Origin of the sequence: Streptomyces sp. BK239 (genome assembly GCF_004217285.1) — a bacterium.
Taxonomy (GTDB): Bacteria; Actinomycetota; Actinomycetes; order Streptomycetales; family Streptomycetaceae; genus Streptomyces.
In genome coordinates this window covers 330,916-353,033 of record NZ_SHKS01000003.1, presented here as the reverse complement: position 1 = coordinate 353,033, position 22,118 = coordinate 330,916, and the positions used below count along the sequence as shown (strand labels likewise).

General features: G+C 70.2%; 19 protein-coding genes and 2 pseudogenes. 10 read left to right on the top strand and 11 right to left on the bottom strand.

Annotated features, from left to right (window positions below; all coding sequences use genetic code 11):
- Positions 1–8 precede the first annotated feature (8 nt).
- The 4 genes from EV567_RS11605 (at position 9) to EV567_RS11590 (ending at position 3,966) form a co-directional block, all read left to right on the top strand.
- On the top strand, positions 9–755 hold the full coding sequence (locus EV567_RS11605; protein WP_130438889.1) for an acetoacetate decarboxylase: 747 nt from the start codon (positions 9–11) through the stop codon (positions 753–755).
- The gene (locus EV567_RS11600) at positions 752–1,717 is read left to right on the top strand and encodes a 3-hydroxyacyl-CoA dehydrogenase NAD-binding domain-containing protein (protein ID WP_130438887.1); all 966 of its coding nucleotides are present in this window, start codon (positions 752–754) and stop codon (positions 1,715–1,717) included. The genes EV567_RS11605 and EV567_RS11600 overlap by 4 nt, the downstream gene beginning before the upstream one ends.
- Before the next feature lies 1 nt (position 1,718).
- Positions 1,719–2,963: an acyl-CoA dehydrogenase family protein gene (locus EV567_RS11595; protein ID WP_165430356.1), complete on the top strand. Its 1,245-nt coding sequence runs from the start codon at positions 1,719–1,721 to the stop codon at positions 2,961–2,963.
- Positions 2,964–3,240: 277 nt separating this feature from the next.
- Positions 3,241–3,966 carry a polysaccharide deacetylase family protein gene (locus EV567_RS11590; RefSeq protein ID WP_130438885.1) on the top strand — a complete coding sequence of 242 codons (726 nt, stop codon included), beginning with the start codon at positions 3,241–3,243 and terminating at the stop codon, positions 3,964–3,966.
- Between the two features lie 251 nt (positions 3,967–4,217).
- Here the strand turns inward: EV567_RS11590 and EV567_RS11585 are convergent, their stop codons facing one another.
- Both EV567_RS11585 and EV567_RS11580 read right to left on the bottom strand, forming a co-directional pair.
- Positions 4,218–4,688, bottom strand: a complete 471-nt coding sequence (locus EV567_RS11585; RefSeq protein ID WP_130438883.1) for a hypothetical protein — start codon at positions 4,686–4,688, stop codon at positions 4,218–4,220.
- 293 nt (positions 4,689–4,981) lie between these two features.
- Entirely contained in the window at positions 4,982–5,755 is a 774-nt protein-coding gene (locus EV567_RS11580; protein WP_130438881.1) for a polysaccharide deacetylase family protein, read from the bottom strand.
- Between the two features lie 242 nt (positions 5,756–5,997).
- Between EV567_RS11580 and EV567_RS11575 the strand changes: the two genes are divergently transcribed.
- Complete coding sequence (locus EV567_RS11575) at positions 5,998–6,471, top strand: hypothetical protein (protein ID WP_130438879.1); 474 nt, start codon at positions 5,998–6,000, stop codon at positions 6,469–6,471.
- A 78-nt stretch (positions 6,472–6,549) separates the two neighbouring features.
- Here EV567_RS11575 and EV567_RS11570 read toward each other — a convergent pair whose 3' ends face one another.
- Positions 6,550–7,017, bottom strand: coding sequence for a hypothetical protein (locus EV567_RS11570; RefSeq protein ID WP_242620765.1), 468 nt, complete (start codon positions 7,015–7,017; stop codon positions 6,550–6,552).
- 169 nt (positions 7,018–7,186) lie between these two features.
- Between EV567_RS11570 and EV567_RS28385 the strand changes: the two are divergent.
- The 5 genes and pseudogenes from EV567_RS28385 to EV567_RS11545 all read left to right on the top strand — a co-directional run.
- Positions 7,187–7,924: pseudogene (locus tag EV567_RS28385) on the top strand (sensor domain-containing protein); the annotation flags it as partial.
- 55 nt (positions 7,925–7,979) lie between these two features.
- Positions 7,980–8,219 (top strand): annotated as a pseudogene (locus tag EV567_RS11560) (response regulator transcription factor); the annotation flags it as partial.
- A gap of 225 nt (positions 8,220–8,444) precedes the next feature.
- Positions 8,445–9,239 carry a hypothetical protein gene (locus EV567_RS11555; RefSeq protein WP_242620764.1) on the top strand — a complete coding sequence of 265 codons (795 nt, stop codon included), beginning with the start codon at positions 8,445–8,447 and terminating at the stop codon, positions 9,237–9,239.
- A gap of 469 nt (positions 9,240–9,708) precedes the next feature.
- A complete protein-coding gene (locus EV567_RS11550; RefSeq protein ID WP_242620763.1) occupies positions 9,709–10,455 on the top strand; it encodes a hypothetical protein in 747 nt (248 codons plus the stop codon).
- Positions 10,456–10,604: 149 nt separating this feature from the next.
- Positions 10,605–11,300 carry a sigma-70 family RNA polymerase sigma factor gene (locus EV567_RS11545; RefSeq protein ID WP_130438877.1) on the top strand — a complete coding sequence of 232 codons (696 nt, stop codon included), beginning with the start codon at positions 10,605–10,607 and terminating at the stop codon, positions 11,298–11,300.
- A gap of 197 nt (positions 11,301–11,497) precedes the next feature.
- On the opposite strand, the gene EV567_RS11540 is transcribed toward EV567_RS11545, so the two are convergent.
- From EV567_RS11540 to EV567_RS11505, 8 genes are all read right to left on the bottom strand, one after another.
- Entirely contained in the window at positions 11,498–12,301 is an 804-nt protein-coding gene (locus tag EV567_RS11540) for an ABC transporter ATP-binding protein (RefSeq protein ID WP_130438875.1), read from the bottom strand.
- Entirely contained in the window at positions 12,298–13,263 is a 966-nt protein-coding gene (locus tag EV567_RS11535; protein WP_130439541.1) for an iron ABC transporter permease, read from the bottom strand. The genes EV567_RS11540 and EV567_RS11535 overlap by 4 nt, the downstream gene beginning before the upstream one ends.
- A 74-nt stretch (positions 13,264–13,337) precedes the next feature.
- Complete coding sequence (locus EV567_RS11530; RefSeq protein ID WP_130438873.1) at positions 13,338–14,366, bottom strand: ABC transporter substrate-binding protein; 1,029 nt, start codon at positions 14,364–14,366, stop codon at positions 13,338–13,340.
- A 70-nt stretch (positions 14,367–14,436) separates the two neighbouring features.
- A complete protein-coding gene (locus EV567_RS11525; protein ID WP_130438871.1) occupies positions 14,437–18,693 on the bottom strand; it encodes a non-ribosomal peptide synthetase in 4,257 nt (1,418 codons plus the stop codon).
- Positions 18,680–18,937, bottom strand: a complete 258-nt coding sequence (locus EV567_RS11520) for a phosphopantetheine-binding protein (protein WP_130438869.1) — start codon at positions 18,935–18,937, stop codon at positions 18,680–18,682. The genes EV567_RS11525 and EV567_RS11520 overlap by 14 nt, the downstream gene beginning before the upstream one ends.
- 41 nt (positions 18,938–18,978) lie before the next feature.
- The gene (locus EV567_RS11515; RefSeq protein ID WP_130438867.1) at positions 18,979–20,571 is read right to left on the bottom strand and encodes a long-chain-fatty-acid--CoA ligase; all 1,593 of its coding nucleotides are present in this window, start codon (positions 20,569–20,571) and stop codon (positions 18,979–18,981) included.
- 93 nt (positions 20,572–20,664) lie between these two features.
- Positions 20,665–21,201, bottom strand: a complete 537-nt coding sequence (locus EV567_RS11510; protein ID WP_130438865.1) for an FcoT family thioesterase — start codon at positions 21,199–21,201, stop codon at positions 20,665–20,667.
- Position 21,202: 1 nt separating this feature from the next.
- The gene (locus EV567_RS11505; protein WP_130438863.1) at positions 21,203–22,087 is read right to left on the bottom strand and encodes a TauD/TfdA family dioxygenase; all 885 of its coding nucleotides are present in this window, start codon (positions 22,085–22,087) and stop codon (positions 21,203–21,205) included.
- Positions 22,088–22,118: the final 31 nt, after the last annotated feature.

Here is a 22,118-nt window from a genome sequence, read left to right as displayed (position 1 = left end):
GGCGGACCATGAAGACCGCGGACGTACGACAGCACGTCACCACCCCCCTCGCCGCCCCGGCGTACGCGCCGACGGTCCCGCGCTTCTCCGACCGCGAGTACCTCAACGTCGTCTATCGCACCGACCCCGACGCGCTCAGGGCCGTCGTCCCCGAACCGCTGCGGATCGACGAGCCGCTGGTCCGGTTCGAGGTCATGAGGATGGGCGACGTCAGCGGCTACGGCCCCTACACCGAGGCCGGCCAGGCGATCCCCGTCAGCTTCGAGGGCGAGCGCGGCGAGTACCTGCACTCGATGCACCTCGACAACTTCCCGGCGACCGCCTCCGGCCGCGAGGTCTCCGCCTACCCGAAGGTCATCGGCTCCCCGTCGCTGTACGTCGACTCCGGCGCCCTGGTCGGCACCCTCGACCACGGCAGCCTGAGGGTCGCCACCGCGACCATGGGCTACAAGCACCACGAGCTGGACCGGGCCGAGGCCGAGGCGCAGATCACCGTGCCGACGTTCATGCTCAAGACGATCCCCGGCTACGACGGCCTGCCGCGCGTGCAGGAACTCGTCCGCACCCGGATCACCGACGTCACCGTCAAGGGCGCCTGGACCGGCCCCGCCCGGCTCCAGCTGTTCCAGCACGTGCTGGCCCCGCTGGCCGACCTGCCGGTGCTGGAGGTCGTCTCCGCGAGCCACATCCTCACCGACCTGACGCTGAACGGCGTCGAGCCGGTCCACGACTACCTCCAGGAGACCGCGTCATGACCCGCACCTTCCGCACCGCCGCGGTGATCGGCGCCGGGACCATCGGACTGTCCTGGACGGCCCTGTTCGCCGCGTACGGCCTCACCGTCAAGGTGAGCGACCCGCGCCCCGACCTCGCCGAGGCCCTGGACGAGGCCCTGGCCCACAACGCTCCCCAGCTCGCCGCCCGAGGCCTGGACGTGACGGGCCTCGCCGACCGGGTGAGCATCGCCGCCGACGTGACCGAGGCGGTCCGCGACGCCGACGTCGTCCAGGAGAACGGCCCCGAACGCGTCGAGTTCAAGCGGGAGCTCTTCGCCGACCTGGCCCGTGAGGCGCCCGCCCACGCGCTGCTGCTCAGCTCCTCGTCGGCGATCCCGTCCAGCGCGTTCACGCGCGAACTGCCCGACGGGGCCGCCGCCCGGGTCCTGATCGGCCACCCCTTCAACCCGCCCCACCTGCTGCCGCTCGTCGAGGTCGTCCCCGGCGAACGCACCGCCGAGGACGCCGTGCAGGCCGCGGTGGACTTCTACGCCTCGGTCGGCCGCACCCCGGTCGTCGAGCGCAAGGAGATCCCCGGCTTCGTCGGCAACCGCCTGCAGAACGCGCTCAGCCGCGAGGCGGCGCACCTCGTGCAGGAGGGCGTGGTGACCCCCGAGGACCTCGACAAGGTCATGACGAACTCGCTCGGCCTGCGCTGGGCCGCCGTAGGACCGTTCCTCGGCTCGCACCTGGGCGGCGGACCCGGCGGTTACCGGCACCTCGTCGCACACATAGGCAAGTCGATGCAGAGCCTGGGGGACGGCGACGGCCGCTCAACGCCGAGCGCCGACGAGACCGAACGGCTCATCGAAGCCGTCGAGAAGGCTTACGGCTCCTCCACGTACTCGGAACTCGCCGAGGCGCGCGACCGCAAGCAGCTGGCGGTCCTGGCCGCGCTGGCAGACGCCGCCGGGACGACCACCCCGAAGGAGGAGAACTGACATGACCACCCCGCAGACCACGTCCCCGCAGGCCACCACCCCGCAGGCCCCGGCCGTCGGCCCGGTCGCCGACGAACTGGCCGCCGACTTCTACCACTACGAGTCCCTGCTCCCCGACGACGAGCGCGAGATCCTCCTCAAGGCCCGCGCCCTCATGCGCGACCAGGTCAAGCCGCTGGTCAACGACAACTGGGCCAAGGGCGAGTTCCCCGAGGAGCTCATCTCCCTCTTCCGCGGGAGCGGCCTCGCCGGCCTGCCCTACGAGGGCTACGGCGAGCACCGTCCCGCCGTCAGCAACCTCCTCAGCGGCATGCTGGCCCTGGAGATGACCCGCACCGACGCCTCGGTGTCGACCTTCTTCGGCGTCCACAACGGCCTGGCGATGTACTCCATCCACTCCGGCGGCGACCAGGAGCAGCGCGACCGCTGGCTGCCGGCGATGGCCGCGATGGACAAGATCGGCGCGTTCGCGATGACCGAACCGCTCGGCGGCTCCGACGTCGCGGGCGGCATGCGCACCACCGCCCGCCGCGAGGGCGACGCCTGGGTCCTGAACGGCGCCAAGAAGTGGATCGGCAACGCGACCTTCGCCGACCTGGTCGTGGTGTGGGCCCGTGACGTCGACGACAACCACGTCAAGGGCTTCGTCGTCGAGAAGGGCACGCCCGGCTTCACCCCGGAGAAGATCGAGGGCAAGCTCGCCTTCCGGATCGTGGAGAACGCCGAGATCACCCTGACCGACGTCCGCGTCCCCGAGGCGAACCGCCTGCGGAACATCGACTCGTTCCGGGACGTCGCCGAGATCCTGCGCGCCACGCGCGGCGGGGTGGCCTGGCAGGCGCTGGGCGTGATGGTCGGCGCGCACGAACTCGCCCTGGACTACGCCCGGGAGCGCCACCAGTTCGGGCGTCCGATCGGCGGCTTCCAGCTGGTGCAGGACCTGCTGGTCAGGAGCCTGGGCGACATCACCGCCTCCTGGGGCATGCTGGTGCAGCTCGCCCGGCTCCAGGACGCCGGCATCTTCCGCGACGAACACTCCGCCCTGGCCAAGGCGTTCGTCACCGCGAGGATGCGGGACGTCGTCGCCCGCAGCCGCGAGATCTTCGGCGGCAACGGCATCCTCCTGGACCACGACATCGCCCGGTTCTTCGCCGACGCCGAGGCGATCTACTCCTTCGAGGGCACGCGGGAGATGAACACCCTGATCGTCGGCAAGGCGATCACGGGCCAGAGCGCGTTCGTCTGACCGCGATCGGCTCCCCGTACGACAACCCCCGGGTTCCGCCCGGGGGTTGTCGTCGTCCGAGGGCGAGGCACAGCGGGGCACGGTGTCCGAAACCGAACGGATCCCGAAACCGTACGGAAAGTCCTCGAACGTCAGTGCATCCATGGGCGGTTCGTGTGCGTCCTACAGACAAGTCACCGCTCATTCGGGCAAGTCACCGCTTCCACGCGCGAGTCCAGCGCCTGAACAGGTAAGCCCGCTGCCTTGCAAGGGAAGTTCATCGCTCCGGGGGGATCCGATGCACCGACGTCTCGTCGTCTCACTCGTCACCGCCGCACTGTGCGCCACCACACTCACCGGCGCGGCCGGCGCCGCTTCCGCCGCCGGCTCGGCCTCCGCCGCCGTCAACTGCCGCAAGGTGAAGTGCGTCGCCCTCACCTTCGACGACGGGCCGGTCGCCGACACCCAGCGGCTGCTGCGCATCCTGAAGGACCGCAACGTCAAGGCGACCTTCTACGTCGTCGGCGGCAACGTCCAGCGCAATCCGGCCGTCGTACGCGCCGAGGCGCAGGCCGGCCACCAGATAGGCAACCACAGCTGGGACCACGCCGACCTCACCAAGCTCAGCGCCGCCAAGGTCAGGTCCCAGTTCTCCCGCACGGACGCGGCGGTCAAGAAGGCGATCGGCAAGAACCCCACGACCGTGCGCGCCCCCTACGGCGCCAACAACGCGACCGTCCGCAGCGCCGCCGGCCGGCCGCTGGTGCACTGGAGCGTCGACACCCTCGACTGGAAGTACCGGGACTCCGCCCGGATCGTCCGGACCGTGACCGCGCAGACCAGGCCCGGGGACATCGTCCTGCTGCACGACATCCACAGGACGACGGTCAGCGCGGTGCCCGGCATCATCGCGGCCCTCAAGGCCCGCGGCTACCACTTCGTCACCGTCGACCAGCTCTTCGCCCCGGCCAGGCTGCCCGTCGGCAAGGTCACCTACAGCAACCGCGCCGCCTACCGTCCCTGACCGGAGCCGCCGGGCCGGTGGGTGATCGGCTCCGGTGACCGGTGGGGGACGGGGAGGGGGCTGTGGCGGAGAGCGCCGGCGGCCACCGGGACCCGTCGGCCGAGGTCCTCACGGAGACGGCCGCGGCGTTCGGACTGGGAGGGGTCCGCTCCGTAGCCCGGCGCCCTGGAAACGACGAACCGGTGTGCCCCGGACCTGGAACACACCGTTCGTCGTGCCTGAGGATCGCTCAGCGAACCAATGGGCAGGTGCTACCCGCCGGGCGTGGTGCTCTGGCCGCCACAGGGAAGCTGGGCGTCGATCTGCGCCTCCGTCTTCGCCCCGTCACGGGTCCAGTAGTGCCCGGCCTCCAGCTGGGCCTTGGCGACCGTGGCCAAGGTGAGGACCTCGCTGTATCCGACACCTGTGGCGTCCGCGTACTTCACCTCGACGTTGCGGGGCACGGACGACCCGGCTGGCGGCGCGGCGTGGCGGGTGAACCCCTCGCCCGACCAGAGCCGGACGACCCCCTGCTCGGCTGAGGGCGTGACGGGGTCGGAGGCCCACCACACGAGACGCGGCTCCTCGCTCTTGACGTCGTCGGAGTCCCTGACCTCCACGCGTCGCATGTCGTCGCCGCGGCAGACGGGGAACTTGACGACGATCGAGTCCCCTTCCGCCCGGGCGCCGACGACCGGCCCCTCCGGGTGCTCCGGAAGCAGACCGCAGGACGTGCTCGACACTCCCAGCAGAAGCGCCAGGGCGGCGCCGGCGCCCCATGAGGCTCGTGCTGTGTGCCGGCCGGACAGCCTCAGCACCACAAGTACCCTCCGTCCTTCCAGTTCGCCTTGCGCTCCCACCGGTTGCGGCAGGGGTTGGAGCCGGCCCGCAGACAGCACCTCACGATCAGAAAGGTCGACAGGTCGCACGATCCGGGCTGTCGGAGCGCGCTTGCTCACGCCAACGTCCGGATCCGTGGCAACGATGACCGGAAACGCTTGTCACGGGAGGGGCCGGGCGCTTGCGTGACTGTCGCTCAGCGCACGGGGAAGCCGCAGGTGTAGCCCTGCTCCTTGAGCCAGGGGAGGATCCGGCGCAGGGCCGCCACGGTCTGCGAGCGGTCGCCGCCCGCGTCGTGGAAGAGGAGCGTCGGCCCGTTGGACAGCTGCTGCCGGACGGTGGCGACGATGGCGTCCGCGCCGGGCTTCTCGAAGTCCTTGGAGTCGACGTTCCAGCCCAGCGGGCGCATGCCCCGGGAGGCCGCGAGCGCGCGGCTGGAGGGGGTGAAGGCGCCGCCGGGCGCGCGGTAGTACATCGGCCGGACACCGCCGGAAGCCTCGGTGATCATGCGTTCGGCGTCGAGTATCTGCTGCGACTGGTAGGCCTGGGACTTCTTGTCCATGGCGGTGTCGTGCGACACCGAGTGGTCGCACAGCCGGTGCCCGGCCGCGACCACCTGCTTCACGAGGTCCGGGTGGGCCTGCGCCTGCGTGCCCACCATGCAGAACGTGGCCTTCACCCCGTTCTCCCGCAGCACGTCGAGCATCTGGGGAGTCCATCGGGGGTCGGGGCCGTCGTCGATGGTGATGTTGACGCCGCGCGCGCCCTTGTCCGAGGCGTGCGCGATGCTCGCCGCGACCGGCTCGGCGGCGGCGCTCGGCGTGGCCGACGCGGTCGCCTTCGGCGTCGGGCCGCCCACGATGCCGGCTTGCGCGCTCCACACCGAGGCGCCGGTGGCGAGCACCGTCACCCCCAACGCCGCCCCGATGAGCTTGCCGTACCAGCTCCGCCCACCACCGTGCCGTGCCATGCCCGCCCCGCTTTCGTCCAGTCCTCGCCGATCCCCGGTCACTTCCCGACCACTTGGCATGACGGCATCCGCCCCCGAAGGGATCCCTCCGTTACCGATCACGGACAATCCCGGGGAAGTTCACGGACAACTCACGCGGGGAACGCTCCGACGACGGTCCGCCCGCACGACGAAAACCGGCGCTGTCACGAAACTTCCGAAAAAGCCTCTGATGCCGCGTCGCCACTGCCAAGCTTGAGGGCGTGACATCGTCAACTCTCGCGCCGCTCGTCGGCGTTGTGCTCGGCGGGCTCGTGTCGTGGCTGGCTCAGCACGCGTCGGGGCGGGCGGCGGAACGCGCCGAGGAGCGCCGCAGCGCCCGCGACTGCGCCGAGGCCCGACGCGGCGAACGCCTGGCCCACCTGGTCGACTTCCTGTCCGCGGCGCAGGAGGTCGAACGGGTCGCCGTCGACCACTACCAGCACCATGTGTCCGACGAGCGGTGGCAGGAGCGGGCCCGACAGACCGTGGACCGCATGTGGGTGGCGCAGAAGACGATCCACATGCTGTGCCCCACCGAGGTGAACGAGGCGGCCCGCCGCCTCGCGTACGCCGTGCAGAACGTGCTCAGAGAAGGCCCCGACGATCCCGGCGAGCCGCAGGACGAGCAGATCTGGGCAGCCATCCGCCCGAGCCGACGGGAGTTCCTGGACGTCGTCCGCGAACACCTGCACTGAAGGCCGGCCACGGAACGCGCAAGCACCGCCTGGCACACGGCCGGCCGGGCCCCGTACCCGGCCTGCTGCGCACGCCTGTCATCGCGCGCCGGACCGGGCGGGCGTCCCCTCCGCCACGACCCGGCCGAGCCCCCTTGCCGCCAGTACGACGCACATCGCCGCCAGCGGCAGCTCCGCGCCGAAAGCCATCGCCACCGCGCGGACCTGATCCGCGCCCGGGGCCGCCGTCATGGTGTCGAACCACGCGTCGGCCGCCAGCAGCGTCGCGGTGGCGGTGGCCATGAGCGGGTGCAGGCGGTGGCCGCGTCCGGCCGGCAGACCGGTGGCGATCAGCCCCACGGCTTCCAGGGCGTCGAGACCGATCCAGACGAGGCGCCGGTCACCGAGGGCGGCGCCGGGCACCCCGCCGGCCAACACGACCAGCCACGGCAGCAGGGCCAACCCGCAGAAGACCAGGGCGTGTTCCATCCGCAACCGGCGGCGGGGCCCGCCGCCGTCGGCGTCGCGTGCGGCATCACGTGGCAGACGGTGGACCGGCGTGCTCATCGGACGGATCTCCTCCCGTTTCCGGCTCTTCTTCACGACCTCGAGCCTGCGCCACAGCTCGATCGGCGTCAGTCGTGCGGATGCCCGTCCTGGGGTGGCACCAGTGACACCCCCGACACGGACGACAACGCCATGGATCACCGCCGGGCTCGGCGCGTACCGTCCCCTCATGCCCACAACCGCCCTTCTGAGGCGCACCGTTGCGCGTCCCTTCCAAGGAGTCGGCCGCCAGGTCGCGTTTCTCGCCACGGGCGTCCTGATCCAGCTCGGCGTGCTGCTCGTCATGGCGCTGCCCTGGACGCTCTTCGTGCCGACGGCGACGTGGGCCGTCCTCCTCGCGGTCCTCGTCCCGTTGTCCGCCGTCGTGGCGGCCGGGCCGCTGGTGACAGTGGTGCAGCACGCCCGCTTCCGGACCCGGCTCGGGGTGGACATCCCCCTGCCCCACCTGGGGCGGCGGCCCGGCCCGCTCGGGTGGCTGCGGAGCGCGGCGGGACGACGGCAACTGGCCTACCACCTGTTCCACGGGCCGCTCCTGGCCCTCGCGGCCGTCCTCGTTCTCCTGACATGGATCGCGGCCGGCGCGGCCGTCTCCGTCCACGGGTGGCTCTGGTCGACGTCCCTCGACCGGCGCGTCGACCACCCCGGCCACACCGCCTTGGCGGCCTGCGTCGCCGCCGGGGGCGTCGTTCTGCTGTATGCGGCGGCGTGGCTGTCCGGCGCCGTCGCCCGGCTCGACACCCGCGTCGGGAGCGTCCTGCTCGGACCGAGCCGCGAGGAGCGACTGGCCCGCAGGGTCGACGACCTGACCGAGAGCAGAGCCGGCCTCGTGGACGCCGTCGACGCCGAACGGCGGCGCATCGAGAGGGACCTGCACGACGGCGCTCAGCAGCGGCTGGTCTCCCTGGCCGTCAACCTGGGACTGGCGAAGGCGACGCTCGGCGACCTGCCCGAGGAGGCCCGCCTCCCAGCTGCTGGTGCGTCGTCACAGCGATCCGCTGGACCGGCTCACCCCTCGGGAACGCGACGTCCTCGAGTCGATAGCTGCCGGACGGTCCAACGCCGGGACCGCCCGGCAGCTCGTGATCAGCGAGAGCGCGGTGGCCAAACACATCAACAGCATCTTCGCCAAGCTCGACCTCCCCAAGGCGGACGCCGACCACCGCCGTGTCCTCGCCGTGCTGCGCTTCCTCGGCGTGTCCTGAGGACCACCGCGCCACACCGGACACGCGGCTGCCCCTCGTCGGCCGCCGACCCCGTGGGCCGGCCGCCGTCGCCCGTTCGGGCGCGCACCCTGCGCGCGGGGCGGCTGTGGGCTCGAGGATGGGCCGTGCGACGTGTTACCGCACGAAGGTGGAAGACCATGCAGACGTCCGTCACCTCGCCGATCCGCCGTACGGCGCCCGCGACGACGCGGGGCAGGTGACGGGGTGACCTGGTTGACCTCGCTGCCGGCGGTGGTGCTGGTCGTGGGCTGGCTCGTCCTGGCCCTCCTGGTCGCGGCCGCGGCGCGGGTCGGCGTCCGGGCGCTCGTGCCGCCCGGGGAACGGGACCGGGTCCCGCAGATCGCCACGCCCCTGATGCCGACACTCGGCGCTTCCTTCGCCATCTTCGCCGCGCTCACACTCGCCAGCGAGGCCGGTTACCTGCGCGCGGCCGAAGGGCTGGTCAGCGACGAGGCGGCCGCGGCCTCCCGCCTGGCCTGGGCGGCGACCAGTCCGCGCGTCCACTCGGAGCCGATCCACACGGCACTGCTGGACTACCTGCGCGCGACGCGGGCCGAGGAATGGAAGGCCGACGCGGCGGCGTCCGGCGACGACCCCGCCACCGCCCGCACGATCGCCCGGCTGGAGCGGACGGTACGCGCCGAGGCGGCCCGCCCCGAGGTGGGAACCCCGACCGGCACTGAGCTGGTGGCGTCCATGGACGGCGTCACCAGCAGCCGCCGCGCCCGCATCGCCGCCGCATCGCGCGAGGTCCCCCCGCTCTACGTCGTCACGCTGGTGGTCACCGGACTGGCCCTGATCGTGAACTCCGGGGCACTGGTCTTCCGCAGCAGCCTGCGCACGTCACTCCTGATCGTGGGCGTGGCGAGCGTGGTCGGCCTGAGCCTGGCCCTCCTCTTCGCCCTCAGCGCCCCCTGGAACGGCCCCCTCCTCGTCAGCGGCCACCCACTCGACGCGATCATCGGCAACCTGAGCTCGGGGTTCTTCGGCCCCGACTGAGCGGAATGAAGATCAACTCCGAGGTGATTCGGGTGCGTAGGGGTTGTCGTCGCCGTACGCCGCGCTGGTGTGGGCCTGTTGCTCGGCATGGACGGCGACGTCGGCTTCGAAAACGGGCTGCGCGTCCTCGTGCTCGGTCTGCGCGCGGCAAGGGAGGAGCGGGAGCGCGGCTGACCTGGGTCAGGCGCGCCTGCAGGGCCCGGCGCGTCGGCCCGGGCCCCGAGGGGGTGCTCTCCGTCGGCGACAAGGCGCCCCCCTTCGCACTTTGAAAGGCCGTTCGAGGCGGTCGCCACCGGGAGTCGCGACCATGAGCGCAGCGCCCAGGAGATGCACATCCCTCCAGGTTGTCGGCTTGAAGGTGCGATGAGTTCCCCGGCTCGGCCAAGTGCTGAATCACACCGGTCTCCTTGAGTGGGGCACCCGGTGAATTTGCGTACTGATCCGTAACGAGTGCACTTCAGATGCAAGGATGAAGCCCGTCATGGATGCCGGGTGGTGTGTGCGTACGGTACGGGCCGCAGTGTTCGCGGCCGTATGCGTGCTGCTCGCTGCCGTGGGGCACATCATGATGGCGGGCGGTGCGGTGCCCTGGTGGGCACTGCTGGCCGGGGGTCTGGCAACGGGTGGCGCCGGCTGGGTGCTGGCGGGCCAGGAACGCGGGCTGACACTGATCATGGCGCTCGTGGTCGGGGCCCAGACAGTGCTCCACTGGGGCTTCTCGCTCGCGCAGTCGGCAGTGGGGCCGACTGCCTCAGGCGCGGTCGGCGGTGCGACGCCGATGGGTTCCATGGGGCACGACATGGGTGCTACGCACATGGGATCCATGGACACGACCGGCATGCACGCGCACTCCATGTCCATGCAGATGTCCATGGGTATGAGTCACTCGGCTCACATGAGCGCAGGCTCTGAGGCCGGCCTGGGGCACTGGCTGGTGAGCGGTATGCCGTCGCTCGGCATGTCCGGGGCTCACTTGGTGGCCGCCGTGCTGTGTGGCCTGTGGCTGGGGTACGGCGAGCGTGTCGTTCACCGTCTGCTGCGTGCGGCGGCTGGGTGGTTGGCCGCGCCGTTGCGGCTGGTGCTCACCCTGCCCGCGCTGCGGCCACCCCCACGTCGTCTGGTGCGACGCAGCCGTTCACGCTGGACGCCGTATCATCTTCGTCTCGTTCACGCGATCACTACTCGGGGACCTCCATTGAGGGCCGCTGTCGCCTAGAACAGCAGGTTTCCCCGAGGTCGCTTCCGGGTGTCGTCGACGCCTGCCTCGGTTCGCGGCCGTGCCCATGCACGGTCGCAATCCCCTTGTTGCTGGAACCGGCGTGTCCGCGTGCCGCCGTTCCACGCGTGATCTGCGAAGGACACCAGGTGCTTGCTCCTGCCCTGCCCGAATTACGTGGGCGCCGCAAGAAACGTAAAAAGCACGACAAGACAGAAGAAGCCGACCAACTGATCACTGGATGGGCGCTGGCCGCCCGAGGCGGCGATCCGGACGCTGTCGAGCGGTTCATCCGCGCCCTGCACTGCGACGTGTTGCGCTACGTCGCCCACTTGAGTGCCGACCCGCAGTCGGCGGACGATTTGACCCAGGAGACGTTCATACGGGCGCTGGGCAGTCTGCACCGGTTCGAGGGGCGTTCCTCGGCTCGGACCTGGCTGCTGTCGATCGCGCGTCGGGCTGTGATCGACGACTTCCGGCGTGCCTCCGCGCGACCCCGCCTGGCCGATCGCCATGACTGGCGGCTGGCCGCCGAAGAGACCCAGCCGGTCGACGTGCCGGGCTTCGAGGAGGGCATCGCGCTCCTCGACCTGCTGGCCACGCTGCCCGACGAGCGCCGCGAGGCGTTCATCCTCACGCAGTTGCTGGGCCTGTCGTACGCGGAAGCCGCCGATGTCACCGACTGCCCTGTCGGGACGATCCGTTCCCGCGTGGCCCGGGCCCGCGCGACGCTTCTTGATCTGCTCGCCGAGCCGGAGAGACCTTGTTCGGCCAGCGGTGATCCGCTGCCGGCCATCCGGCCGTCCCACTCGGCGGTAGCCGTCCTGACTGCTGCGGCGGCTTGACCGGGAGGCTCGGCGCCTGCCCCGGTGGGCAGGCGGCGGGCCTCGCCAGAGTTGGATCTTGCGTTCCCTTTGCTTTCACGCCGGCCTCGGCGCGGGGTGTCCGCCGGCCTCGCCATGACCCTCCACCGGGTGGAGCGGCTCTACAGCGCGGAGGCTACGGCCAAGGTCCGCCAGGGGACGCAGTACACCTCTCCCGGTCAGCTGACTCCGGCCTCCGACAGCCGCTCCAGTGCGAGGGGCTGGGCTGCGTAAGTGATGCGTACGACGCCGTCGGCGTGGCGGTCGGCGGTCGCGGCAACGCCGAACACCTCGCGCAGCAGATCGGGGGTCAGCACTTCCAGGACCGGGCCTGCGGCCACCACCTGTCCGGAGTGGAGTGCCACGAGGTGGTCGCACAGGCGGGCGGCCAGGTCGAGGTCGTGCAGGACGGCGAGGGTCGTCATGCCGGTCGCCCGGATGAGGCCGAGGAGTTCGAAGCGGGCGCGGATGTCGAGGTGGTTGGTGAGTTCGTCGAGGACGAGGAGCCGGGGTCGCTGGGCCAGTGCGCGCGCCAGCAGCACGCGTTGGCGTTCGCCTCCGGACAGGCTGGTGACGTCGCGTTCGGCCATGTGCCGGATTCCGCACAGGTCGAGGGCTTCGTCCACGGCCTCGTGGTCATCGGCACTGTCGCGGCCGATGAGGCCGTGGTGCGGCGTGCGGCCGAGGGCGACGACCTCGGTGACGCACATGCCGGTCGGGCTGCCGCCCGCGTCCTGGAGGACGGCGGCGGTGCGGCGGGCGGCGCTGCGTGCGGTCAGTCCCCATACGTCGTCTCCATCCACCCGCACCACGCCGCGGTGGGGGCGTAGCGAGCGGTAGACGGTGCGCAGCAGCGTGGACTTGCCGCTGCCGTTGGGGCCGATGAGGCCGACGATGTCGCCTGGCTGGGCCTCCAGGTGCACGTCGTGGAGGATCGGGCGGTGGCCGAGTTCGACGTGGATCTGTTCGACGGTGAGCTTCATACGGTGTCCAGGCTCTTGTTGCGGCGCAGCAGCCACAGGAAGAAGGGTGCCCCGAACAGGGCGGTGAGGATACCGAGGGGCAGTTCGTTGGGGCGGTTGACGGTACGGGAGAGCAGGTCGACGACGACCAGGTAGATGGCGCCGACCAGCGCGGCCTGGGGGAGCAGTCTGCGGTGGTCGGCGCCGGTGGTGAGGCGCACCAGGTGGGGGATCATCAGGCCGACGAAGCCGATCCCGCCGGCGACGGCGATGACTGTGCCGGTCACCAGGGAGGACAGCGCCAGCAGGACGGCGCGCAACCGGTGTACGTCGACGCCGAGGGCGGTGGCGGACTCGTCGCCGACGAGCAACGCGTTGAGCCGGCGGCCGAAAAGGGTCAGTACCACGGTGGTGGTGAGGACGACCGTGGTGACCACGGGAAGCTGGCCCCATTGGGCGCCGGCGACGCTGCCCAGCATCCAGAACATCACGGTGCGCAGTTCAGTCGGGGTGGCGCGCAGCTGCAGGTAGCTGGTGGCGGCCAGGAACAGGTAGCCCACGGCCACGCCGGAGAGGACCAGACGGGTCGGTGCGAGGCGTCCTTGCTTCTGGCCGAGGAGGAAGACCAGGGCAGCTGCCGCTGCGGCACCGAGGAAGGCGGCCGAGGACACGCCGAGTCCGCCGAGCGCACCGCTGGTGAGCGTGATGACGAGCACGGCGCCCAGCGACGCACCGGAGCTGACGCCGAGCACGTACGGGTCGGCGAGCGGATTGGCGACGACGGCCTGCAGGACCACACCGGCGACGGCCAGTCCCGCGCCGACCAGCGCGGCCAGCACGACGCGCGGGGTACGGAAGTTCCAGACGATCTGATCCATGGCCGCGTCCTTGACCGCCTCGCCGCCGGTCAGGTGGCGCCAGATGATCCGCCACACCTCACCCACCGGCACAGTCACCGCGCCGATGCTGATCGCCACGATCATGGTGCCGACGAGCACCGTCAGCAGTACCACCAGCGCTACAACGGGGTTCAGCCGCTTCCGTCGGCCCGGTCGCGTCAGAATGCGCCCGGGTGCAGCATCTTGGCGATCTTCTCCACGGCCAGGTCGTTGCTGGGCCCGAGGTAGATCGAGTCGGACAGCACGAGGGAACGCTTGTTCTTCGCGGCCGGCCACTGGGGGAACTCCTTGAGCAGTTTGCGGGCGTACGCCTCGGGGTTCGGGTCGTTGTAGCTGATCACCACGAGGGCATCCACCTGCTCGGCGGCGACCTTCTCCTTGCTCAGATCGGCGAAGGCGGTCTTGGAAGCGGAGGAGAAGGCGTTGCTGCCGCCCGCCTTGGCGAGGATGTCGTTCCAGATGCCGTGGGCCGCGATGGAGCTGAAGTCGTTGCCGCCCATGCTCATGTTGGAGAACACCACCATGACGTTGGGCTTGTTCTCGCCCTTCACCTTGGCCGACACGTCGCTGATCCGCTTGCGCGACTCGGTGATGAGTTTCTCGGCGCTCCTGCTGACGTTGAAGATCTTCCCCAGATCGCGAAGCAGCCGGTAGCTGTCGTCGATGGTCATGTGGGAGGTGTCCTGGTCACAACCCTGCGGGGATACATAGGAGTTCGCGCCGACCGCCTTGAGGTCGTCACGTGTCGCGAAACCGTTCTTGGCATCGAAGCCGTACGACGTGGTGGACAGCACGAGGTCCGGGCTCAGGCCCAGCATCGCCTCGCGAGGGATGTCGTAGGCGTCGTTGAGCTTGATGTCGCCGGTGGGCAGCTTCTCGATGGTCGCGGCCCGACCCGGGACCTCGGAGCGGCCGTAAGACTGCTCGTTCGCCACGATGCGGTCACCGAGCCCCAGCGCCAGTAACGAGGAGACCTCGGCGACGGAGGCACCGTTCATGGCGACCACCCGGCTGGGCGCCTTGGTGTACGTGGTGGTCTGTCCGCAGTTCTCGAGGGTGACCGGATATCCGGGGGCGCTCGCGTCGGCGGCGGCCTTGGCCGTCGGGGACGACGAGGCCCCGCATGCCGTGGCGGCCAGGCACAGGACGCCGGCCAGGGCCACGGCAGCGGGCCGTTTCGTCTGCACACGATCTCCTTGGGACGGAAGGGACTCCGCTCAAGTAGTCGGTGCGGGACGGGTCTGAGTTCCCAGCAGGTCAGTCCTTCCGCCCTCCGGGTGGCGGCAGGATTTGGTTTTTCACGCAGTGGTCCAGATATCGGAACACGAGTGCCTGATCGGCCTGCGGGCAGGTGATGCCGGTGCCCTCGAGGCCCCGCAGCACGTTGTCTGCCCGGACGTGTCCCAGCGCGAGCTCCAACTCGGCGTCTTCGCCGTCGGTGAGGGAGTCGAAGAACGCTCCGGTCGTCGCGGCCACGTCGGCGGAGCGGGGCAGTTCCCGGAGCCACTGCGTCAGCGGGATCTGTTTGACGGCGTACCCGTACGCCTGCACCCAGTCGTACACGTCAGCCAGGCGTACGGGGGCGACGGGAGCGTGATTGAAGACCGTCCCGGGTGCGGCGGTGAGAGACAGCCCTACGACGGCGCGGGCGACGTAGTCCGCCGGAGTCCACACCTCGGCCTCGAACAGGTCGGGCACGATGCCGGCGGGGATCCCCGAGGCCAGGACGCTCCACAGGAAGTCCCGCCGGTTCACCTGGCTGGTGTCCGGTGCTCCCGTCACGCGCCCGAGGCGGTGCAGGGTGACAGGGAGGCCGCGTTCGGCGGCCTGTTCCAGGAGACGTTCGGACGCCCACTTGGACCGCTGGTAGCCGCTGACCAGCCCCGGGTGCGGCGGGAAGAACGTCTCGGGCACCTCCGGGCTCTGGCTGCGGGGCGGGGCCACGGACAGGGTCGACACCAGATGGACCGGGATCGAGCGTACGGAAGCCATCCGCAACAGCTGACGGGTGGAGTCGGTGTTGGCGGCGCGCAGGCTGCTGTACTCGCGCATGATGCTGACCACTGCCGCGTTGTGGATGACGGCATCGCAGGTCTCGGCCAGTTCGGCGAACCGCGCGGCACCGAGCCCCAGGTCCGGGCGGGCGAGGTCGGCGGGGACGGCGGTGATCCGCTCGGCCTCCGTCGGCAGCGGAATCTCCTGACCAGCCAGGGCCTGACGGATGCGGTCGGCCGCCTCGGCGGGGGTCGCGGCCCGGACCGGGCAGACGATCTCGGCGTCAGTGGCCCGGAGCAGCTCCACCAGCAGGTGGGGGCCGACGAAGCCCGTCGCGCCGGTGAGCAGAACGGTGCGTGGCGCACCCGATGTACGGGGTGAGACGCCGGGCCGGATGTCGTCGTCCAGGACGGCATCGGCCAGAACGACCTCGGGCAGCGCGGGCGTGGACGCCGGGGCGTCCTCGCGGTGCTCCAGGCGGTGTGCGAGCTCGGCGGCCGTTGGGTGCTCGAAGAGCCAGGCGACGCGGACCTCCCGTTCGAGCTCCACGCCGAGCCGGTTGGCGACCTGGATCGCCTGGAGCGACTGGGCGCCGAGATCGAAGAAGTCGTCCTCAGGCGTAATCCGCTCGACACCCAGGATCCGGGCCCAGATACGGGTGATGGTCGCCTCCATGCCACCCGCTTCCTCCGCCGGGACAGCCTGCTCTTCTGCGACCGTGCTGAGGGCGTTCCTGTCGATCTTCCCCGTGCTGGTGCGGGGCAGCCGGTCGGAGAACTCCACGGCCGATGGAACCATCGCCGCCGGCAGGACCTTCCGTAGCCCCTCCCGCACCTCAGCCGCGCTGGGCCGGGGATCCTCCGCGACGACGTGGGCGACCAACCGCCGTGTCCCGTCCGGCAACACCTGCCCGACGACGGCGGCTTCGCGGACGCTCGGCTGGGCGAGGAGGGCGGCCTCGACCTCCGCGGGATGCACTCGATGTCCGCTGATCTTGAATTCGTCGTCGGCCCGTCCGAGGAACCGCAGTTGTCCGTCGTCGCCGAGACGTACCAGGTCGCCGGTGCGGAAGGCCCTCGGAGAGCCGGGTAGTTGGGCGAGTGGTGTGAACCGGGCGTCGTCCGGTGCGTCCGCGCCGCGGTAGCCCAGGGCCAGTGCGTCGCCGAGGAGGTAGAGCTCGCCGCCGACGATGGCTGTTCGCATGCCAGGCAGCGGGGCTCCGATCGGTACGTCGCCGGGGTCCGCGACGGCTTCGTGGAGCGCGGCGACTGTGGCCACGACCGTCGCCTCGGTCGGGCCGTAGGTGTTGAACAGCCGCACCGACGTGCCTACCGCCTTCCTCCAGCGTTCGACCCTTTCGGGTAGAGCGGCTTCTCCGCCGATGATGACGGTTCGCACCCCGTCGGGCAGTGGCGTGGTACCGGTGGAGACCGTGTAGGCCAGCTCGTGCCAGTAGGCCGTGGGAAGGTCCAGCACACTGATCCGCAGCTCGTCGACCGCCCGCAGGAACTGGGGCACCGACTCGGTCATCTCGCTGGTGCGTACGACGAGGGTGGCGCCCGTGCACAGGGTGAGGAAAACCTCCTCGACGCTGGCGTCGAAATGCAGGGGCGCGAACTGCAGGACGCGATCCTCGCGGCGCAGGCCGTAGCGGTGCGCGGCACCTGCGACGAAGGTGGCCAGCGCGCCATGGCTGATCTCCACGCCCTTGGGCCGGCCGGTGGAGCCCGAGGTGTGGATGAGGTAGGCCAGATCGCCTGCGGTTCCGGTCGGGGCGAGCGGTGCGTCGGCGTCCTCGCCGGGAGCGTCCAGCACGAGGGCGGCCCGATCTGCGAAGCGGGCAGCGTGTGCGCTGTCGGTGAGGATGAGCGAGGGTTGGGCGCTGTCCAGGAGCGCTTGCGTCCTCGTTTCCGGGGCGTCGGGGTCGAGCGGGCAGTAGGCGGAGCCCGAGAGCAGGACGGCGAGGATGGCCGTGACGGCACCGATTCCGCGCGGCAGGGCAACGGCCACCACGGCGCCGGGGCCGACCTCTCGAGCGGCGAGACGTCGCGCAAGCTGTCGCGCGGAGCCGAACAACTCCGCGTAGGTGACGCTCCGTCCGTCGTGCTCGACGGCGGGGGCTCCGCCGCGCCGGGCGGCATGGTCGGCGATGAGGCTCAGCACCGGCCGGGCCGGGCCGGGCAGCGGTCCGCCGTCCAGGACGGTGCACGGGCGCCGGCCGATCGCACGGTCCGGTGCGGCGAGCGCCTCGCGCAGCAGCGCCAACAGTCCCTGCTGGTGCGTGGCCAGGTCTGCCTCGTCGTAGAGATCCGGGTTGGCATCGACGGCGATGCGCAGGCCCGCGCCGTCGGCGCGGTCGTACACATTGACCGCGAGGTCGTCGACGGGCCCGGCGGAAACGTTGTGGACCGTGCTGCGGTGGCCTGCGAACCGGAGATCGTACTCGAACGGCATGATGTTCACACCCGGCCCGGACAGCCGCCGCTTGCCGCCGACCAACTTCAGTTCCCGCCGCAGTTCTTCGTAGCGGTACCGCTGGTGCGGCCGGCCGGCCCGGAGTTCCGCGGCCACCCTGGTGGCCAGGTCCCGCAGGCCGTCCTGCTCGTCCACCGCGATGCGCAGGGGCAGGATGTTGCGCACCATGCAGGGCACGCGCAGGGATACCGATCCCAGGCGGCCCATGGCCGGAAGGCTCAGCACGACCTCGGGGGCGCCGCTGACCCGGTGGATGTAGGCGGCGGTGACGGCGAGCAGGATATCTGACCACGTCACCGACAAGTCCTCAGCGACGACGCGCAGCCGCTTCGTCTCGGCGGGATCCAGGTCGACGACGCGGCGCAGGAAGGTGCGGGCGGGAAGCGCCTGGTCGGTGGTGAGACTGGGGACTGGAGGGCGGTCCGCGAAACGCTGGGTCCAGTAGGCGCGGTTCTTGGCGAAACGCTCAGAGGCACGGTAGGCGGCCTCTTCCTGACGCACCGACTCCAGCGTGCCGAAGCCGCTCTCGCCCAAGGGGGCGCCCTCCACCAGGGCCGTATAGACCTGTGCCACACGGTGCGCGACCAGGGACAGGCCGAATCCGTCGAGTGCGATGTGGTGGACGCGGTGGTACCAGAGGAACTCGTCGGGAGCCGTACGCAGCAGGGCATGGCCGAAGACCGGGTCGCGTTCCAGGTCGAGGGGGCGGGCGATGTCCTGGGCCATCCATGCGAGGGCGGCCTGGTGCGGGTCGGCTGCGGTGGTCATGTCGGCGATGTGCGGTTCCCACTCGATGCCGGGGACGCTCACCTGCCAGGGCCGGCCCGTCTCGTCGGTGACGAAGCGGACGTTCAGGGCCTCGGCCTCCGCCATGGCGTGACGCAAGGCCTGCTCGAAGGCAGTCGGGTCCACCGAGCCGTGGATGTGCACGTATTCGGCGGTGTTGTAGGCGGGACTGCTCGGATCGAGGTGGTGGCCGGTCCAGATGCCCTCCTGGGCGGCGAGGAGGGGATGGCGCTCGGCCCGCGGGTCAGGCGTCGGCATGAGCCGCTCCAGCCTGGCGTTCGGACAGCAGCTGCCACCACTCGCCGAAGGAGGTGCGCTCGGCGAGCTCGACGAAGCTGACCTCGGTGCCGGCACTCCGCCAGCGCTCGGCGAGGGTGGTGATGCGCAGCGAGTCCAGGCCCGCGTCCAGCGGGTTTTCGTCCAGGTCGACTTCATCCGGTTGCTGGTGCAGGAATTCCGCGAGATCCGCGCGGAAGGCGTCCAGCGTCAGGGGCTCAGGCATGGTGCTCTCTCTTGGTAGCTGCACAGGGTTGCGGGTGCCGGTCAGTTGACCTTGCGGTCGGCGTCGCTCCAGAAGCGGTCGCGCAGTTCGCGGCGGAGTATCTTGCCGCTGGGGTTGCGCGGGACGTGCTCGATGAACTCGTAGGCGGCGGGCAGCTTGAAGGCGGCCAGGCGGTCGACGAGGAAGCGGTGCAGATCCCGTGGAGAGGGTTCCTGACCGGCCACGGGTACGACGAAGGCGTGGACCTTCTCGCCCCACCGCTCGTCCGGGGTGCCCACGATCACCGCCTCGGCCACCCCGGGATGACGCTCCAGGACGTTCTCGATCTCGGCGGGATAGACGTTCTCCCCCGCGACGAGGATCGCGTCCTTGATGCGGTCCTGGATGAAGATGTAGCCGTCCTCGTCGAGGTACCCGGCGTCGCCGGTGTGGATCCAGCCGTCGACGAGGGTCTCGGCGGTCTTGTCGGGCAGACCCCAGTACTCGACCATGTGGGCCGGCGTGGCCAGGCAGATCTCACCGACGGTACCCGTCGGCAGTTCCTTGCCGTCCCCGTCGATGACCTTGCTGGCGACCCCCGGATACGGATGGCCCGCGGCCTTCATCCGGGGGTGGCCGGGAACGTGGTCGGCGGGCGGCAGGCACACGGCGGTGTTGCCGGTCTCGGTCAGGCCGTAGATCTGGGCGAACTCGCTGCCGAACATGGCCAGGCTCTCTTCGAGGAGGGCCTCGGAGATCGGCGAGCCGCCGTAGACGATCTTGCGGAGGGTGGTGAAGTCGTCCGGCTTCACGCCGGGCTCGGCCAACATCATCCGCAGCATGGCGGGGACCACACAGGCGGTGGTGATGCCCCTGTCGCGGATGAGGTCGATCGCGTCGCGGGGAGCGAAAGCGCGCATCGCGACCACGGTCACGCCGGCGTTGAAGTTCTGGCTGGCCCACCACAGGCCGCCGACGTGGAATCCGGGGATGCCGACCAGGGCGACGTCACCGAGTCGCCAGTCGATCCAGTCGAGTTGCTCGCTCGCCAGGGCGTCGCGGATGGCGAAGAAGCTCCGGTGAGCGAGGACGACGCCCTTGGGCAGGCCGGTGGTGCCGCTGGTGTAGAGCTGGGCGACCGGTGTGTCGGGGGTGGGCGAGGAAGAAGGCTCGGTATCTGGGTGGTCCGCCTTCCAGGCGGCGAAGCCGTCTTCCGTGCCCAGCCGGACGACCGTCTTCGGCGGGGCGGTCGTCAGCCGGTCGAGGACGGGCGCGAACTCGTCCTCCAAGAAGAGCAGTTCGCTGCCGGAGTCCTGGAGGATGTGGCTGACCTCGGGCGCCGTCAGCCGCCAGTTGATGGGCACCAGAACGGTCTCGCTCTTGGCGCAGCCGAAGAGGATCTCGTAGTAGTGCTCGGATTCCTTGCCCAGGTAGGCCACTCGGGCGCCGGGAGCGGCCCCAGCCTCGCGGATGGCGTGGGCGATGCGGTTGCTCTCACCGTGCAGCTGGGCGTAGGTGAGGTCGCGGTTCTCACAGGTGACTGCGGTGACCTCCGGGCTGTGCGCGGCGTGAAAGCGTGCTGTGTCGACGAGGGTCTTGAGCTGTGGGTGGTGCAGCCTTTCGCCGGGTGTCCCGGGCGCGGACGGTTCGGCCATGGGCGGGCCTGCCTCTCGTTCTGCTCTCGGTCTGCCAAGGCGTGCCGCCACCACCGGACGTGGCGGCGGCACGCCGTGGTGAGGTTGCCGCGTCTACGGGGCGTTGACGAAGGCGAGTTTCACGGTGCCGTCGCACCGGCCGCCGGCGTCGTCCCAGTACCGGTAGGCGGTCTCGGCGATGAGCAGCGGTTCGCCGCCCGGCGAGCGCCGCTCCACGGACAGGAACTCGATTTCGCCGGAGAAGGAGCGCGCGTTGATGGAGCGCCGGAAACTGCCGCTGAAGCGGGCGATCAGGATGTCCGGCAGCTGATGGCGCCAGTAGTCGTCCAGCGTCCAGCCGGCGAACTCCTCCAGCAGCCCCTCTTTCACCGCCTTGGCGACGGTGTAGTACATCATCTGGTTATAGCTGATGTTGACTTCGACGGCGTTGAGATGACCGGTGTCGTCGATGTAGCAGGACTCCGGGATGGCCAGTTCGCAGCGCGCGGACACGAGGCTGGACCGGGTGCTCACCGCCGCCGATTTCAGGTACTTGCAGTGCGCCTTGTACGGCCTCAGGACCTGGGTCAGCAGTTCGTCGTCGTTGTCGTAGTCCGGCGCGGGCGGCTTGTGCTGTACGGAAGTCCGCATCTCACGCGGCCTCGTCGTAGAGCTTGCGAGCGTCGTGCACAGTGACCCGGAAGGAGACGGTCGGCTCCGGAGTGGTGGTGTGCCGGGCGCGGTGGATCAGGCTCCGGTTGTCCCAGACCAGGAGGTCGCCCTTCTCGAAGGTTTGCAGGTGGATGTTGGGGTGGCCGAAGGAGTCGTCGAGCTGGCCCGTGGCCTCGAAGAGGCGCTGGAGCAGGTCGCTCTCCAGCGGTTTGCCGTCGCCGTCCTCCATGCCGATGGTGAAGCCCTCGCTGAGGTAGAGGACCGTCTCGCCGGTCATGGGGTGGATGAAGGCACTCGGCTTGACCACCGGCGGGGTCTTCGTGTCGACCTCCTCGATGATCTCCGAGATCGGCCGGTAGACGTCCGAGGGCCGGATCTTGAAGTACTTGCGCACCGAGTGCCGGGCGAAGGTGCCCGCCACTTCCTTCTTGAGATCCTCGGGAAGCTGCTCGTACGCCTTGCCCATGTCGATGAAGTACGTCCCCCGGTTCTTCTCCGGAACGACCTGCGGGTAGATGAACGTGAGGCCGAAGGGGTCCGGCATGAACTGGTAGTCGGCGTGCCAGAACTTCCCGGTCTTCGGCACGCCTATCTGCTTGCCGTCTTCAGGCACGTTGGAGGAGACGAATATCTCCTCGACCTCGGGGTGCTTGTACATCGGCTCGTAGTAGACCTCAGGACGGCCGAACCGCTGACCCAGCTCCAGGAACTGACGGGGCGCCAGATCCTGGTTCTTCAGGACGACGATCTTCTTCGTGTAGACGGCCGCCTTGATGGCGTCGATGTCCTCCGCAGAGGCGGCGGCGTAGTCGAACCCCTCGACCGTGGCGCCGATTTCCTTGCCCGTGACTTCCTTGATCTGCATGGTCCCTGCTCTCGGTAGAGGTCGTGGTAGC